This is a genomic window from Mesorhizobium sp. LSJC269B00 (assembly GCF_000502815.1).
Classification (GTDB): Bacteria; Pseudomonadota; Alphaproteobacteria; order Rhizobiales; family Rhizobiaceae; genus Mesorhizobium.
In genome coordinates this window covers 399,285-414,787 of sequence record NZ_AYVN01000004.1, presented here as the reverse complement: position 1 = coordinate 414,787, position 15,503 = coordinate 399,285, and the positions used below count along the sequence as shown (strand labels likewise).

The window sequence follows — 15,503 nt, the reverse complement described above, 5'->3', positions numbered from 1 at the left end:
TCACTCCGCCGGCAGGGCGCGCTGCGACAGGGCAAAGCCCATCTGCTTGCGCTTTTCCGGTCGCTTGCGGGTCAGCGCCAGCACCATGCCCATCGAGATGGCAATGGCGATCTGCGAGGAGCCGCCATAGGAGATGAAAGGCAGCGTCATGCCCTTGGCCGGCATCAGTTGCAGGTTGACGCACATGTTGATGACCGACTGCAGGCCGAACACGGTGACGAGACCGCCGACGGCGTAGCGGGTGAAATCATCATGTTCCTTCAGCGCCGTGCTGAGGCCGCGCAGCACGATGAAGGCGAAGATCGACATGATGAAGAAGCACATGATCAGCCCGAACTCTTCGCCGGCGACCGAAAAGACGAAGTCGGCATGCGCGTCGGGAATGACCCGCTTGACCGTGCCCTCGCCCGGCCCGACGCCGAACCAGTGGCCGTTGATCAGCGCCTCGCGGCCCATGTCGACCTGGAACGTGTCGCCTTCGCCGGTCAGGAATTTGTCGATGCGGGCGGCGACGTGCGGGAACACCGTATAAGCGGCAAACAGGCCGCCGGCGCCGGTGGCGCCAAGCGCGATGATCCATAGCCAGGGCAGGCCGGCCATGAAGAACATGACGCCCCAGGTGCCGGTCACCAGCATGGTCTGGCCGAGATCGGGCTGCGCCACCAGAAGCGAGATGACCAGGATCAGCAGCAGCATGGCAAACAAATTGCCCGGAATGTCGGGCTGGCGCTTGTGTTCGGCGAACAGCCAGGCGCAGACGATGACGAAGGCGGGTTTCAGAAATTCCGACGGCTGGATCGACATGCCGACAAACGACACCCAGCGCCGCGCGCCTTTCACCTCGACGCCGATATAGAGCACGGCGACCATCAGCACCAGCATGATCCCCAGGATGATCAGCGCCATGCGCCGGATCTGCCGCGATTCCAGGAAGGACACTGCCAGCATCACGCCGAGCGCCGGCACGGTGAAGATGATCTGCCTGGTGGCAAAGTGGAAACTGTCGAGGCCGATGCGTTCGGCCACCGCCGGGCTTGCCGCAAAGGACAAGACGATGCCAAGCCCCATCAGCGACAGGAACGCCGCCAGGAACCAGCGATCGATCGTCCACCACCAGGTTGCAACCGGGCTTTTGTCGAGACGGCTTTGCATTATCGTGCCCCTCCGATGGGTTTCACGCCCTCGATAGCATTCGCAGCTTGCCTGAAGGCTTCGCCGCGAACTTCGAAATTCTTGAACTGGTCGAAACTGGCGCAGGCCGGCGACAGCAGTACCACCACCTCGCCGTTGTCATCCTTGGCCGAGTCTTTCGCGGCATGGTCGACCGCGGCGGCCAGGGTGCCCGAGATTTCATAGGGCACGGCTTCGCCGAGCGTCGCCGAGAATGCGGGCGCCGCCTCGCCGATCAGATAGGCCTTGGCGACGCGCGGGAAGAAACCGCGCAGCGGCTCGATGCCGCCTTCCTTGGGCAGTCCGCCGGCGATCCAGTAAATGCGCGAAAAACTCGACAGCGCCGGTGCCGCCGCATCGGCATTGGTCGCCTTGGAATCGTTGACGAACAGCACATGATCCTTGCGGCCGACCTGCTCCATGCGATGCGCGAGGCCGGGGAAGCTTTCCAGTCCCGCCTGGATTTCGCCCAGGCTCAAGCCGACCTTGAGGCAAGCTGCGACGGCGGCAAGCGCGTTCTGCGCATTGTGCTGGCCGCGCAACGAACCGATGCCTTCGAGGAAGGCGACGCGGCTGTAGCGGCCATGCACGGCTTCCATCAGATCAGAGCCGTCGGCGAAATAGCCGTCGGTCAGCGGCAGCCGCTTGGAGATGCGGATCACCTCCCGGCCCGCCCTCTCCAGCCGGTCAGCGATCTGCGCGCACCAGGAATCGTCAACGCCGACGATCGCCGTCTCGCTGCCGGCAACCAGCCGCTCCTTGATCGAAGCGTAATGCTGCATGGTGCCGTGGCGGTCGAGATGGTCGGGCGTCAGGTTGAGCAGGATGCCGGCCGTCGGGTTGATCGAGGGCGCGAGATCGATCTGGTAGGACGAACACTCGACGACATAGTCCCGGTCAGCCTGCGGTGGATCGAGCGTCATGATGGCCCGGCCGATATTGCCGCCCATCTGCGTGTCGCGCCCTGCCGATTTGAGGATATGCGCGGTCAGCGCCGTGGTCGTCGACTTGCCGTTGGTGCCGGTGATAGCGATGAACGGCGCATCAGGCGCGCGCGCAATCCGCTCGCGGCAGAACAATTCGATATCGCCGATCACCTCGACGCCGGAGCCACGCGCCAACTCCACCGTCCAGTGCGGCTTGGGATGCGTCAGCGGCACGCCGGGTGAGAGCACGAAGGCCGAGAATTTCGACCAGTCGGCGCCGCGCAGATCGGCGGTCGCAATGCCTTGGTCAGCAGCCTTGGCGACGCTATCGGGATTGTCGTCCCAGGCGAGCACGTCGGCGCCGCCCTCGATCAGCGCGCGCGCCGTGGCGGTCCCCGAGCCACCGAGCCCGAAGAGCGAAACGCGTTTGCCCGAAAAGGATGCGGCGGGGATCAAGCGGGTTCCTATCTCAGCTTGAGGGTCGACAGGCCGACCAGCGCCAGGATGACGGCGATGATCCAGAAGCGGATCACCACCTGGCTTTCGGTCCAGCCGAGCTTTTCGAAATGATGATGGATAGGCGCCATCAGGAAGACGCGCTTGCCGGTCATCTTGAAGTAGCCGACCTGGATGATGACCGACAGGATTTCCACGACGAACAATCCGCCGACGATGACCAGCACGATTTCGTGCTTGGTGGCGACCGCGACCGTACCGATCAGGCCACCCATGGCCAGCGAACCGGTGTCGCCCATGAAGATCGCCGCCGGCGGGGCGTTGAACCAGAGGAAGCCGAGGCCGGCGCCGATGACGGCGCCAAGCACGACAGCCAGCTCGCCAGTGCCGGGCACGAAATGGATCTGCAGATATTCGGCGAACACCGCATTGCCGGAGAGGTAGGCGATGACGCCGAAGGATGCCGCCGCAATCATGATCGGCACGATCGCCAGCCCGTCGAGGCCATCGGTCAAATTCACCGCATTGCCGGCGCCGACGATGACGAAGCAGGAGAACGGCACGAAGAACCAGCCGAGATTGATGATGAATTCCTTGGCGAAGGGGAAGGTCAGCGACGACGAGAACGGCGCCTGGCCATTATGCATGATCGCCCAGGCGGCGATGCCGGCGATGACGAATTCCAACGCCAGCCGCGCCTTGCCGGAAAAGCCGAGATGCGACTGCTTGGTTACCTTGAGATAGTCGTCGTAAAAGCCGATCGAACCGAAGCCCAGCGTCACCAAGAGCACCACCCAGACATAGATCGAGGAGAGGTTCGCCCATAGAAGCGACGAGCCGACGATGCCGCACAGGATCATCAGCCCGCCCATGGTCGGCGTGCCGGCCTTCTTGAAATGCGTCTGCGGGCCATCGGCACGGATCGGCTGGCCCTTGCCTTGCCGCAGCCTCAGCGAATTGATGATGGTCGGCCCGAAGATGAAGACGATCAACGCCGAGGTGATCAGCGCACCGCCGGTGCGGAAGGTAATGTAGCGGAAGACATTGAAGACCGAGACCTTGTCCGCAAAATCGACGAGCAATGTAAACATGCGATTCCGTCCCCCGGACTAGTTCTGTTTCGTGCCTGCGGCTTCCGCCGGATATTTGCCGAGCAAGGCCTCGACCAGCTTTGAAAAGCCGATGCCTTTCGACGATTTGATCATCACAACGTCGCCGGCCTTCAGCGTCGACAACAACAGCGGCTTCAATTCCTCGGCGCCGGCGCGGTATTCCGTTTTGATCTCGTCGGGCAGGATGTCTGCCAGCGCCTGCATTTCCGGGCCGCCGAGAAAGACCGTGTGCGTGCCGGTCCCGACGATCAATTCGGCCAGGGCTGCATGCAGCTTGGCCGAATGGTCGCCGAGCTCGAGCATGTCGCCGAGCACGGCGATGCGCCGGCCCTCGCCCGTGACAGGCGTCGCGTTGAGCAGCGCCATGGCAGCAGCCATCGAGGCCGGATTGGCGTTGTAGCTCTCGTCGATCAGTGTGATCGGTCCCTTGGGATGGCGCAGCACATGGCGCTTGCCACGGCCACGCTCCGCAGAGAGATCGGCCAGCGCTTCCGCCACCTTTGCGATGTCAGCTTCAACGAGATGCGCCGCGCCAAGAACGGCGAGCACATTCTGCACCATGTGGCGGCCAGGCGCGCCGATCCGGGCAACGACATCCTGACCGCCGATCCTGGCGGTAATATCGGAATGACCGGCATGCAGCTCGCATTTGGTCAGCTTGTAGGTCGACCGTGCATTCTCGCCGAAGCCAAAGACATGTTCGACGCCGGCGGCCCGCGCCATCTTGTCGAGCAGCTTCCAGCGCGCATCGTCGCGGTTGAGCAAGGCCGCACCGCCGGGCTCGATGCCTTCAAAAATCTCGGCCTTGGCCTTGGCGATCTCGTCGAGATTTCTAAAGAAGCCGAGATGCGCGGCGGCGATCATCGTGACGATGGCCACATGTGGCCGGACCATCTTGACCAACGGCCGGATCTCGCCGGGATGGTTCATGCCGATCTCGAACACCGCATAGTCGCAATCGCCGGGCATGCGCGCCAGCGTCAGCGGCACGCCCCAATGATTGTTGAAGGACTGCGCCGAAGCATGCACCGTGCCGACGGCCGACAGCACATGACGCAGCGCCTCCTTGGTGGTGGTCTTGCCGGCCGATCCGGTCACCGCGATGATTTTTGCGCTGGAACGGGCGCGGGCGGCAACACCGAGTTTCTCCAGTGCTGCCAGCACATCCTGCACGACGATCATCGGCGCCGTCAGCCGCCCAAGCGACGGCAATTTGCCCTCGGCGACGACCAGAACGCCGGCGCCGGCCTTGATCGCCGCGGTCGCGAAGTCATGGCCGTCCATCGCCTCGCCCTTGATGGCGAAGAAGGCGTCGCCCGGCTGCAGGCTGCGGCTGTCGATCGAGATCCCCGAAATTCCCTCCGGCATCGGCCCGAGCGGCCGACCGCCCATGGCGTCGACCAGCGCGTCGGAAGTCCAGAGCACGCTCATGCGGCCCGCTCCCGCAGCGCCGACCGGACTTCTTCGTGGTCGGAGAACGGAAAAGTCTCGGCGCCGATAGTCTGGCCCTCTTCATGGCCCTTGCCGGCAACGATCAGCGTATCGCCCGCTTTGAGCATGGCGACCGCTTCGTGGATCGCCTTGCGGCGGTCGCCGATTTCAATCGCGCGGGGCGCGGCTGCCAGGATCGCGGCACGGATCGTTTCCGGCACTTCCGAGCGCGGATTGTCGTCGGTGACGATGACGACGTCGGCCAGCCGCGTGGCGATTTCGCCCATGATCGGCCGCTTGCCCCGGTCGCGGTCGCCGCCGCAGCCGAACACGACGATGACGCGACCGGTGGTGAACGGGCGCACGGCGGCCAGCACATTTTCCAGCGCATCCGGCTTGTGGGCATAGTCGACATAGACGGGCGCGCCATTGGCGGTGGCGCCGACAAGGTCGAGCCGTCCCGGTGCCCCCTGAAGTTTCTCCAATGCCATCAAAGCTTTGGCGACCGGCGTTCCAGTGGAAATGGCCAGCCCGGCCGAAACCAGGGCATTGGCGATCTGGAAGTCACCTGCGAGCGGCAGGTCGATCTCGTAGAGCACGCCGTCGGCTTCGACCTCGGCGCGCTGGCGGTGGCGCTCGTGCTCGACCCGCTTCAGGCGCAGGAAATCGCCATGGCGGCCGACAGTCAGCACCTTGAGCCCCGCGGCCTGCGCAGCCTGAATGGTCGGCGCCGACCACGGATCGTCGGCAAAGATGACCGCCGGCGCGCCTTTCGGCAGCAGCGTGTCGAACAGGCGCAATTTGGCGCGATGGTAGTCCTCGACCGTCGGATGATAGTCCATATGGTCGCGGCCGAGATTGGTGAAACCGCCCGCGGCGAGCTTGACGCCATCGAGACGGCGCTGGTCGAGACCATGGCTGGAAGCCTCCATCGAGGCGTGTGTGACGCCGGCCTCCGCCAATTCCTTGAGCAACTGGTGCAAAGCCACTGGATCGGGTGTGGTCAACGAACCGTAATCGTTGCGGCCCGGCGCCACCACGCCGGTGGTGCCGATGGACGCGGCGGCAAAGCCGGCCTGCTCCCAGATTTGCCTGGTGAAGGCGGCGACCGAGGTCTTGCCTGCGGTGCCGGTAACCGCGACCATGGTCTCCGGCTGGCTGCCGAAGAAACGTGCCGCGCTCAGCGCCAGCGCCAGGCGTGGGTCGTCGACGCTGAGCACCGGGACGGACAGGCCGGAAACGGCGCTGGCCTTGCCCACGACAACCGCCGCTGCGCCGCGCTTTGCCGCATCGGCGGCATAGGCCGAACCATCCGCCTTGCTGCCGGCGAGCGCGAAAAAGACCACGCCGGTCTTGACCGTGCGGGAATCCGACGAAATCCCGGTTACCTCCACATCGCGGGAAGATGTTCCCTCGACAGGCAGGATACCGGCTAAATCTCTCAGGTGCATCGAACCCCGTTTATCTCAACAAAATGGCGCGCAGTTGCCGGCGCGCCCTAAGAATCACTGATAGGAAACCAGCGTTGCGCCATTTTCATGGCTGAAATCTGGCTTCACGCCAAGCATGGCGGCTGCCCGCCTGATGATGTTTCCGGCCATGACACCCGCATTGTTGGCGGCAACGTCGGTCATTCCTGGCTTTTCCGGGTGCGGAGCGTCAGCGATCGTAAACACCAGATACTGCGGATCGTCCATCGGGAAGGCGGCGACGAAGGTGTTGAAATTCAGTTCCTTCGAGTAGCGGCCATTGATGACCTTCTCGGCGGTTCCGGTCTTGCCGCCAACGCGGTAGCCGGGCGCTCTGGCGTTTCTGGCCGAGCCTTTCTCGGCATTGAGCGTGTAGAGGTAGCGCATGCCCTCCACAGTCTTTTCGCTGACCACTCTCTTGGCCACCGCCATGGCATCCTGCTCGCTGCGGACCAGGAAAGTCGGCGGGATCAGGTAGCCCTGCATCAGCGCCGCGCAGCCAACGGCCGCCTGCAGCGGCGTCGTCGACACGCCATGGCCGAAGGCGATGGTGAAGGAGTTGACCTGTTTCCAGACCTTCGGTTCGGTCGGGCGCGCGACCTCAGGCAGTTCGGTCTGCATCCTGTCCAGAAGGCCAAGGCGATGCAGGAATTCGCGGTGCCCCTCGATGCCGACCATTTCGGCCTCACGCGCCGATCCGATGTTGGAGGAGTAAAGGAACACCTCCGGCAATGACAGCACGCGGTTCTTGCCGTGGAAATCGTGGATCGCCTGATGGCCGACCCGGATTGGGTGCGAGGCGTCGAAACGGCTGTTCATGTTCGCCTTGCCGGAATCGAGCGCCATGGCCGAGGTGAAGCTCTTGAAGGTCGAGCCCATCTCGTAGAGGCCGGCCGACATGCGGTTCAGCCGATCCTTGTCCTGCGCATTGAAGGGATTGTTCGGATCGAAATCCGGCACCGAGGCCATCGCCACCACTTCGCCGGTCTTGATGTTGAGCACGACGGCGCCGGCGCCCATGGCGCGATAGCGCTCGAGGCCGGCGGCAATCTCGTCGCGCACCACATGCTGGACGCGCAGGTCGATCGACAGCTGAACCGGCTTCAGATCCTTGGCGATCGCAAGGCCTGAGGCCTGCAGGTCGCTTAAGCCCTGCTCGTCAATGTATTTCTCCATGCCGGAGATGCCCTGATTGTCGATGTTGGTGAGGCCGACAATGTAGGACGAGGTCACGCCGGCCGGATAGAAGCGGCGCTTTTCGGTGCGAAAGCCGATTCCGGGAATGCCGAGCTGCATGATGTCGGCCTGCTGCTTGGGCGTCAGCTGCCGCTGCAGCCAGACGAAGCCGGCGCCGCTCTTCAGCTTGTGATAGGTCTGCTCGGGGTCGATATCTGGCAGAATGGTCGACAGCTTTTCGATCGCCTCGTCGGCATCGACGATGCGGCGCGGCTCGGCAAACAGCGATGCCGTCTTGATGTCGGTCGCCAGCACCTCGCCGTTGCGGTCGACGATGTCGGGACGCGACGCCGTCACCCGGCTTTGCGGCCCATTCGACATGTCGGGGGACTGGAAACCGAGATAGACCAGCCGCCCGGCGATGGTCGAATAGATGCCGAAGAACACCGCCATCGTCATCACGATGCGGGTCTTGGCCTTGCCGCCGGTCGCCTTGCGCGCGCCTTCGACCACGATGGAGCCGTCCTCGCCGGTCCGTGCGCGGCGCTTCAGCAATTTGCCGACCGACGGAAGTTTGGCGCGCATTGGAAATCCAGCGATCATTGGACGATGGCTCCGGTGACCACGGGATCCTTATCGGCTGGTCCTTTGCCGGAATTGTCGGCCATGCCGCCAAGCCGTTGCGACGACAGGTCCTCGATGTTGAGCGGTTTTGCCGGCAGGTCGTCGAGCCCGACGATCTGCCGCGCATTGACCGGCTCGAGTGCGAGCTGCGATTTGTAGATTTCAGCCAGCTTCTGCAGGCGCGACGGCTGGGTCAGCAGGCTCCAGTCGGCCTTGAGCAGGTCGATCGTGTCCTCCTCATAGCGGATCTGCGCCTCGATCTTCTGCACCGAAGCCAGCTGTTCCTCGGCCTCGCGCTTGGCCTTGTAGGTCAGGGCCGCGGCCGAGACCATGACGGCGATCAGGACTATGTCGCTGGTTCGAAACACGTATTCACCTCTCTCGCGGCGCCTGGATGCCGGGAAGCTTTGGAAGGCCGAAAATGGTGAGATCACCGGCGCGCGCCGGCGCCTCGGTGCGGATGGCGGTACGCAGCCTGGCCGAGCGCGCCCGCGGATTGGCAGCGACCTCGGCATCGCCTGCCGTCACGCCGCCACCAGCCTTGCGGAAGGTCGCGGTGCGCGCGTGCGCCTCGGGCAAATGACGTGAGCCGGTGGCGACGTCGGCGCGGTCGGCGATGAAGCGCTTGACGATGCGGTCTTCCAGCGAATGGAACGTCACCACCGCAAGCCGCCCGCCGGGCTTCAATACCCGCTCGGACGCCATTAGGGCTTTGGCCAATTCGCCCAGCTCGTCATTGACGAAAATGCGCAGCGCCTGGAAGACGCGGGTGGCCGGATGAATCTTGTCCTTCGGCGCGCGGCCGATATGCGTTTCGATCGCGTCGGCGAGATCGAGCGTGCGCTCGAACGGACGTTTTTCGCGGCGTGACTCGATCATGCGGGCAATGCGGCCGGCATTCCGCTCTTCGCCGAGGAAGCCGAAGATGCGGGCAAGGTCGCCTATCTTGAACGAATTGACGACGTCGGCAGCACTCAAGCCCGCCTGCGCCATGCGCATGTCGAGCGGCCCGTCGGTGCGGAACGAAAAGCCGCGCTCGGGCTGGTCGACCTGCATGGAGGAAATGCCGATGTCGAGGACAACGCCGTCGGCGCTTTCGACCTGCTCGTCCAGCGTCGAAAATGGCGCCTGCACCAGCCTTAGCCTGCCGCCGGATTGCTGTTCCAGGCCGCGCCCGGCGGCAATCGCATCGGGATCGCGATCGATCGCCACCACCGAGGCGCCGCTCGCCAGGATCGCCTTGGTGTAGCCGCCGGCGCCAAACGTGCCGTCGACGATCACATCGCCGGCTTTGGGTGAGAGCGCCTCCAGCACTTCGGCGAGGAGGACCGCAATGTGGCGGACCGGTCCGCCAACGGCGCTGAGATCATCGCCGTGATCCGCCATCATTCCGGCCGCTCCCCAGCCTTGGCCTCGTGAGCCTTCGTCCCCTGCCGAAGCTGCAAAAGCCGAGCGCGCGCCTGCGCCCCATAGGCGGCCAGCCGTCCAGGCTCCCAAACTTGAAAGAAATTGCCACGGCCGACAAAGGCCACTTCGCTCGTGATGCCCGTATGCTCGCGGATGAAATCGCTCATCGTGATGCGGCCATCCTGATCGAGCTTCAGGAACGTCCCGTCGCCATGGCAGAAGAACGACATATCGTCCGCCGTCTGCAAAAAAGGGTCTTCCAGCGCGATGCGCTGCTCGTAGCGGTCGAGCAGATCGAGCCCGCCGACATCCATCGCAGGCACATCCAGGCCGCGCAGCGCGTAGAGCTCCGAATAGCCGCGTTTCTGCACGACAGCGCGGAAATGCGCCGGAACGGAGACCCGCCCCTTCGCATCGATCCTGTTCACCGCGCTTGACAGAAACCGGTCCATGACACGCTGCAGCCGCTTCCGCCGCCGCACCCCTCTCCATGTTTTCGTCCGCGCCGAAGCGCGTCCCCTGCCGAAAATCCGCTTCGATCCCAGCGGCAAAACCCCGCAAACGCACAGCCGCCGCGGCTGCCCGATTGGCGTACGCTTTACCCTGACGCGGAACGAAGGCTTTGGTATCGAAATGGGATATCATGGGGCACTATGGGCGTCAACGGGAACAGGCTTCACAAACGCGCGCGCCACAACCGGTGAGAGCAGCTCTGACAACACTCCCGTCTTTATCTCCCATTAAGCCTAACGAACCGTTTAGAGCGGGCTGGCCCAAGCGGAAGCGGCTTGCCGCGCATCACTGCCGCGAATAGCGTCGTCAGTCTTTTCGCTGAGCAACAAGGTCAGAAATCCATGTCCGAAACAGCCAGGTCCCGCGCGGCCTCCCTTGCCCATCTGCGTCGCGACGGACTTGCCAAAGGCGACCCCATCCCATTGCCGCTGACCATGGCCGCTATTTTCCACAACCCGGGCGACGGCGCCGGCTACAGTCAGTACGGCCGTTACAGCAACGCCACCTGGGATGCAGTCGAGCACATGCTGGCGCATCTCGAAGACGCGCCATGCGTCGGCTTCCCCTCAGGAATGGCGGCAATCTCGGCGGTGTTTTTCGGCCTGTTGAAATCCGGCGACCGCGTGCTTTTGCCTTCTGACGGCTACCATGCCACACGCGCGCTGGCCGAACGTTTCCTCAAGCCCTTCGGCGTCGCCTATGATCTGCGGCCGACAGCTACATTCCTCGACGGCGGCTTCGACGGCTACCGCCTTGTCTACGTTGAAACCCCGTCAAATCCGCGATTGGACATTTGCGACATCACAGCGGTCGCCCAGGCCGCGCACCAAGCGGGCGCGATCGTCGTCGTCGACAACACCACGATGACGCCGTTCGGCCAGCGCCCGCTCGATCTCGGCGCCGACATCGTCGTTGCTGCCGACACCAAGGCGGCCAACGGGCATTCCGACGTGCTGTTCGGCCATGTCGCCAGCCGCAATCCAGACATCATCGCGGACGTCACCGGCTGGCGCGAGACCGCGGGCGGCATTCCCGGCCCGTTCGAGGCTTGGCTGGTGCATCGCGGCCTGGAGACGCTGGAGGTACGCTTCGACCGCATGTGTTCTTCTGCCGAGGTGATCGCGAAGCGCCTGAAAAACCATCGCGCCGTTAGCGGCTTGCGCTACCCCGGGCTGGAGGGCGACCCGTCGCACAACCTCGCCCGGGCGCAGATGGAGCGCTTCGGCTTCCTCATGTCCTTCGAACTCCTCTCCCAGGAAAAGGCCGAGGATTTCATCAACAACTGCACGCTGATGCAGGCGGCAACGTCGTTCGGGGGTGTCCACACCTCCGCCGAGCGGCGGGCCAAGCGAGGAGATTCGGTTCCGCCCGGCTTCGTGCGCCTGTCGGTGGGCTGCGAGCCGGTGGAAGAACTCTGGCAGGCGATCGAGGCATCGCTGGACAACATCGGCATCTGAGCTGGCGGTTAGGTCACCAGGTCGTCGGCGCCAATATCGCGCCTGCCGTGCAAAACGCGGACGATCTCGATCGCGTCTTCGCCCATGCGATACAGAGTGACATATTCGCCGACGATCAGATGACGAATGCCGGGCGCGATATCATCGCGCGGCGCACCTGAGAACGGGTGCAAGGTGAGCAGTGTCCAGCGCCTCTCCAAAGCGTCCACAAGGCGCATGGCTCCCTTTGGGCTATGTTCCGCAATGTAGTCACCGATGCCTTCGACATCTGATATCGCCTGAGGAAGCAGCCGATATTTCACTCTTCCGAGCCTGCAGCTTCCGACATCCTCTGATATTTGGCTCGCAGCCGGTCCATGAAGGGCTGGCCGTCCACCGCCGGTCCGCTGTCGATCCCCTCCTGAACCAGCCTGCGCAATTCCTCGACCGTGTAGCCGAGAAGATCGCGGCGGTCTTTCCATTGCCGCAGCGCATCACGGATGACTTCGCTGGCCGAGGCATATTCGCCGGCGGCCACGACATCGTCGACCGCCGCCGCCAGTTCCGGCGAAAGCGTGATGCTGCGTTTGTCGACGTGACCCATGATGCGCTCCTGATCAAACCATGACAATCATGGTACGATTAAATCGTACCAGCTTCAAATGCGTTTGTCTCGACCCCAGCATGCGTACTTGATTCAATCGCTCAAGCACCTGAATCGCCAGCTGCGCCCGAAGGCGCAGACTGCTGATCCAAAGGATTAATCGCGATATGGGGGAGAAATTGCCAGCTGGCCTGTAAGCCGGGTTTTGTATGGCCCTCGCCCCTTTCGGGGCGAGAACGTGGCGGCCATTCATCTTGGGCGCATGTTGCCATGCGCCTCACGCAACCTACCCGGACGGTGAGCCGGAAACAGCCCTCGAAGGTTTCCCCTCGCACCGTCCCTATTCGGTTTTGCTCCCGGTGGGGTTTACCGTGCCGCTCCTGTTGCCAGTCGCGCGGTGGGCTCTTACCCCACCCTTTCACCCTTGCCCCGATAAATCGTGGCGGTTTGCTTTCTGTGGCACTTTCCCTGGGGTCGCCCCCGCCGGCCATTAACCGGCACCGTGTTTCCATGGAGCCCGGACTTTCCTCACCCGCAGCCTTTCGGCTTTGCGGGTGCGGCCGCCCGGCCAGCTGGCAGAGCGTATAAAGGGGTTCACGTTCCAAAACGCAAATGAAAAAGCAGACTTATGCCGGCGATCCCAATGCCGCCAACTGCACCTTGACCTTGCCGCAATAGGCCGCCGACACCGGGTTCATCCGCGTCGCGGCATGGCCGGCATTGTATTTCAGGATCGTGCCGCAGGTGGTGCCGCCGCCGAGATTGCGCGCCATGGCAAGGTACTTCATGCCGTATTTGATGTTGGTGTCGGGATCGAACAGACCCTTGGCGGAGCCGCTGTAACCCATCATCCGCGCCGTTGCCGGCTTGATCTGCATCAGGCCGATTTCACCCGCGCCGCCGACGATGTTCGGCCGGTAGTTGCTCTCGATCTTGATGACCGCCTGGGCCAGCGACACCGGCACGCCTTCGGCCGCGGCATAGCGGGCAATGATTGCCGAATACTGGCCGCCAAGCGCGGCTGCCGCAGTCGACTCCGCAGCGGTGCTTGGGCGGATCGATGCGGTCGTCGTCAGGTCGACGCTCTTCCTGTTGCGCTTAAAATGCCTCTTGGCCGTGGCTTTTCTGGCCTTCACCACGGCTGCTTTGCGCACTTTCGCGGTGGTTGCCCTTTTTGCTTTCGGGTTTGCCTTCGTCATGGTGGCCTTGGCGGGTGCGGCGATGAAGCCCTGGTCTGCCCTCTGGCTCAGTGGTGCGGCATCGGCCGTGCTGAAGGCAAAAGTCATTACTCCGGCAGCAATAGCTGCCGTTACAACGGTCAATTTCTGCATGTGGTCCTGTTCTGTTTGGCCGCGCGAAGATCTTCACGCAGCAACGCCTAATCAATATCGGAGCATCCGGGGGGCTGGAGGTCCGATAACTTGCACGAACTGCCTTTGAGGGCGGAATTTGTGTCGAACAAGGCGAGGCAATTCACTTTCAGTGACAGGCTGTAACTTGAATATCAGGAAAAGATTATTTAGACGCAACTGACCTAAGGGAAGTCAGCAGGCTTTGCAGCGTGCTAGACGTAGAGCCGTCGGCGACGCCATCCACCAGGCGTGGTCGGAAATGCCGCTGAAAAGCTTCGACGACGATTTCGGTCTGGCGGTCGAAGACACCTGATATCTCGACGCCATAGCCATAGAGCGCCAGCATAGACTGCAGTGCCTCGATCTGGGCGCCGGTATCGCCGGCTTTCAGCACCGCGCCGCGCCGGACCGGCGCCGCAGGCACGAGATGGCCGACCCCGGCCGCAAACAGCGCATTCCAGGGGAATTTCTCGCCCGGGTCGATCTTGCGCCCCGGCGCGATGTCGGAATGGGCAAGCACCCTTTGCGCCGTAATGGAATGGCGTTCGATGATACCAAGGCAAAGCCCGATCACCGCTTCCACCTGCCGCTTGGGAAAGGCCGAATAGCCGAGCGAATGGCCGGGATTGACGATTTCGATGCCGACCGAACAGGAGTTGATGTCGCGACGACCGAACCAGGAACTTGCACCGGCATGCCAGGCGCGGTCGCTTTCGCGCACCATCTGGATGATGCGGCCATCCTCATGGACGAGGTAGTGCGACGAGACTTCGCTTGCGGGGTTGCACAACCAGGCTTCCGCGGCAGCACCAGTCGCCATGCCGGTATAGTGCAGCACGATCATGTCGGGCCTGAGCGTTTCGCGCCGCGGGCCGAAATTCGGCGATACCCTGACCTCCGCGCTTGGCTCGTCGGGCGAGAAGCCGGTCATGCGTGCCTGAGGCCCCGCTCGATCATTTCATAGGCCGCGTTGATCGCCGCGACCCTGGTCGTTGCAATCTTGATGAATTCCTGCGGCAAGCCGCGCGCGATCAGCCGGTCCGGATGATTGTCGGAGACCAGCTTGCGGTATCGTTTCCTGACCTCCTCGAACGGCTTGCCGCGCTCAATGCCGAGCACGATATAGGGATCGCCGGCGCCGAGATTGACGTGCCTGGCCATGATGGCCTCGTAGTGCACCTCGTCGATGCGGAAAATCTCGGCAATACGGTGCAGGAAAATCCCTTCGCGCTCATGCACCAGCCCATCCGCCTTGGCGATATGGAACAGACCGTCGAGTATGTCTTCCAGCATGACGCAGTTCGAATGGCCCGAGCCGCACATCTGCGCCATACTCTCGGCATAGGTCTCGAACCCGGCGACGTCGCGCTTGGCCAGATCGTAAAGCCGCGCCACATTGCGGGTCTGTTCTCGCGGCACCTCGAATATTTCCTGGAACGCGCGAACCTCGTCCTGGGTGACGATGCCATCGGCCTTGGCCATCTTGGCTGACAGCGCAATCATCGCCACAGAGAAGGCAACACGCCGGCGCAGATCAGCGTCACCGGAGAAAACCGTGCGCACGGCCTCAACCACATCGGCTACGCCGGACGTGGCTGAAGATGAAACGCGGGTGATGAAGTCGCCGAGGCGATCCCAAATCGACATGAGCGCTTATTAGGGCCGCCGGCCATTGCTATCAAGCCAAGACAGCGCCGCAGAGTGGACCGAATTTACGCAAGCAACCGACGCGCCAGATCCCAAACCGTAGGAAAGAGCCGGTTCAAGGCCCTTGAGCCCCGAATCGACCTAAACGCAGGAAGGCCGGCGCGAAGCCGGCCTCCTCTC

General features: G+C 63.2%; 15 protein-coding genes and 1 other RNA gene. 1 reads left to right on the top strand and 15 read right to left on the bottom strand.

All coding sequences use genetic code 11. The annotated features are described in order from the left end of the window. From ftsW to mraZ, 9 genes are read right to left on the bottom strand one after another with little or no spacing between them, the layout of a single operon-like run. Positions 1-1,152 (bottom strand): putative lipid II flippase FtsW, encoded by a 1,152-nt coding sequence (gene ftsW, locus X771_RS152120; protein WP_023668275.1) that lies wholly within the window; start codon positions 1,150-1,152, stop codon positions 1-3. Continuing rightward, on the bottom strand, positions 1,152-2,552 hold the full coding sequence (gene murD, locus X771_RS152125; protein WP_023688030.1) for a UDP-N-acetylmuramoyl-L-alanine--D-glutamate ligase: 1,401 nt from the start codon (positions 2,550-2,552) through the stop codon (positions 1,152-1,154). Before murD ends, ftsW begins: the two co-directional genes overlap by 1 nt. An 8-nt stretch (positions 2,553-2,560) precedes the next feature. After that, on the bottom strand, positions 2,561-3,643 hold the full coding sequence (gene mraY / locus X771_RS152130) for a phospho-N-acetylmuramoyl-pentapeptide-transferase (RefSeq protein WP_023668273.1): 1,083 nt from the start codon (positions 3,641-3,643) through the stop codon (positions 2,561-2,563). An 18-nt stretch (positions 3,644-3,661) separates the two neighbouring features. Then, on the bottom strand, positions 3,662-5,095 hold the full coding sequence (locus X771_RS152135) for a UDP-N-acetylmuramoylalanyl-D-glutamyl-2,6-diaminopimelate--D-alanyl-D-alanine ligase (protein ID WP_023688029.1): 1,434 nt from the start codon (positions 5,093-5,095) through the stop codon (positions 3,662-3,664). Beyond that, positions 5,092-6,546: a UDP-N-acetylmuramoyl-L-alanyl-D-glutamate--2,6-diaminopimelate ligase gene (locus X771_RS152140; protein WP_023688028.1), complete on the bottom strand. Its 1,455-nt coding sequence runs from the start codon at positions 6,544-6,546 to the stop codon at positions 5,092-5,094. The genes X771_RS152135 and X771_RS152140 overlap by 4 nt, the downstream gene beginning before the upstream one ends. A gap of 54 nt (positions 6,547-6,600) precedes the next feature. Next, positions 6,601-8,325, bottom strand: coding sequence for a penicillin-binding protein 2 (locus tag X771_RS152145; protein ID WP_023682141.1), 1,725 nt, complete (start codon positions 8,323-8,325; stop codon positions 6,601-6,603). A gap of 14 nt (positions 8,326-8,339) precedes the next feature. Further along, entirely contained in the window at positions 8,340-8,732 is a 393-nt protein-coding gene (locus tag X771_RS152150; RefSeq protein ID WP_023682142.1) for a hypothetical protein, read from the bottom strand. Between the two features lie 4 nt (positions 8,733-8,736). After that, the gene (gene rsmH, locus X771_RS152155; protein WP_023682143.1) at positions 8,737-9,753 is read right to left on the bottom strand and encodes a 16S rRNA (cytosine(1402)-N(4))-methyltransferase RsmH; all 1,017 of its coding nucleotides are present in this window, start codon (positions 9,751-9,753) and stop codon (positions 8,737-8,739) included. Beyond that, positions 9,750-10,223 (bottom strand): division/cell wall cluster transcriptional repressor MraZ, encoded by a 474-nt coding sequence (mraZ, locus tag X771_RS152160; RefSeq protein WP_023682144.1) that lies wholly within the window; start codon positions 10,221-10,223, stop codon positions 9,750-9,752. Before mraZ ends, rsmH begins: the two co-directional genes overlap by 4 nt. A 402-nt stretch (positions 10,224-10,625) precedes the next feature. On the opposite strand from mraZ, the gene X771_RS152165 reads away from it, so the two are divergent. Beyond that, on the top strand, positions 10,626-11,741 hold the full coding sequence (locus tag X771_RS152165; RefSeq protein ID WP_023688027.1) for a cystathionine gamma-lyase: 1,116 nt from the start codon (positions 10,626-10,628) through the stop codon (positions 11,739-11,741). 8 nt (positions 11,742-11,749) lie between these two features. Here the strand turns inward: X771_RS152165 and X771_RS152170 are convergent, their stop codons facing one another. The 6 genes from X771_RS152170 to X771_RS152190 form a co-directional block, all read right to left on the bottom strand. Next, a complete protein-coding gene (locus X771_RS152170) occupies positions 11,750-12,043 on the bottom strand; it encodes a type II toxin-antitoxin system RelE/ParE family toxin (protein WP_023668265.1) in 294 nt (97 codons plus the stop codon). Further along, entirely contained in the window at positions 12,040-12,324 is a 285-nt protein-coding gene (locus X771_RS152175; RefSeq protein ID WP_023688026.1) for a type II toxin-antitoxin system ParD family antitoxin, read from the bottom strand. Before X771_RS152175 ends, X771_RS152170 begins: the two co-directional genes overlap by 4 nt. A gap of 178 nt (positions 12,325-12,502) precedes the next feature. Continuing rightward, an RNA gene (gene rnpB, locus X771_RS1000000165900) (RNase P RNA component class A) lies at positions 12,503-12,900 on the bottom strand. A gap of 50 nt (positions 12,901-12,950) precedes the next feature. Then, on the bottom strand, positions 12,951-13,655 hold the full coding sequence (locus X771_RS152180; RefSeq protein ID WP_023682146.1) for a transglycosylase SLT domain-containing protein: 705 nt from the start codon (positions 13,653-13,655) through the stop codon (positions 12,951-12,953). A 184-nt stretch (positions 13,656-13,839) separates the two neighbouring features. Further along, the gene (locus tag X771_RS152185) at positions 13,840-14,607 is read right to left on the bottom strand and encodes an N-acetylmuramoyl-L-alanine amidase (RefSeq protein WP_023682147.1); all 768 of its coding nucleotides are present in this window, start codon (positions 14,605-14,607) and stop codon (positions 13,840-13,842) included. Then, a complete protein-coding gene (locus X771_RS152190) occupies positions 14,604-15,323 on the bottom strand; it encodes a DnaJ family molecular chaperone (protein WP_023668261.1) in 720 nt (239 codons plus the stop codon). Before X771_RS152190 ends, X771_RS152185 begins: the two co-directional genes overlap by 4 nt. Between the last annotated feature and the right edge of the window lie 180 nt (positions 15,324-15,503).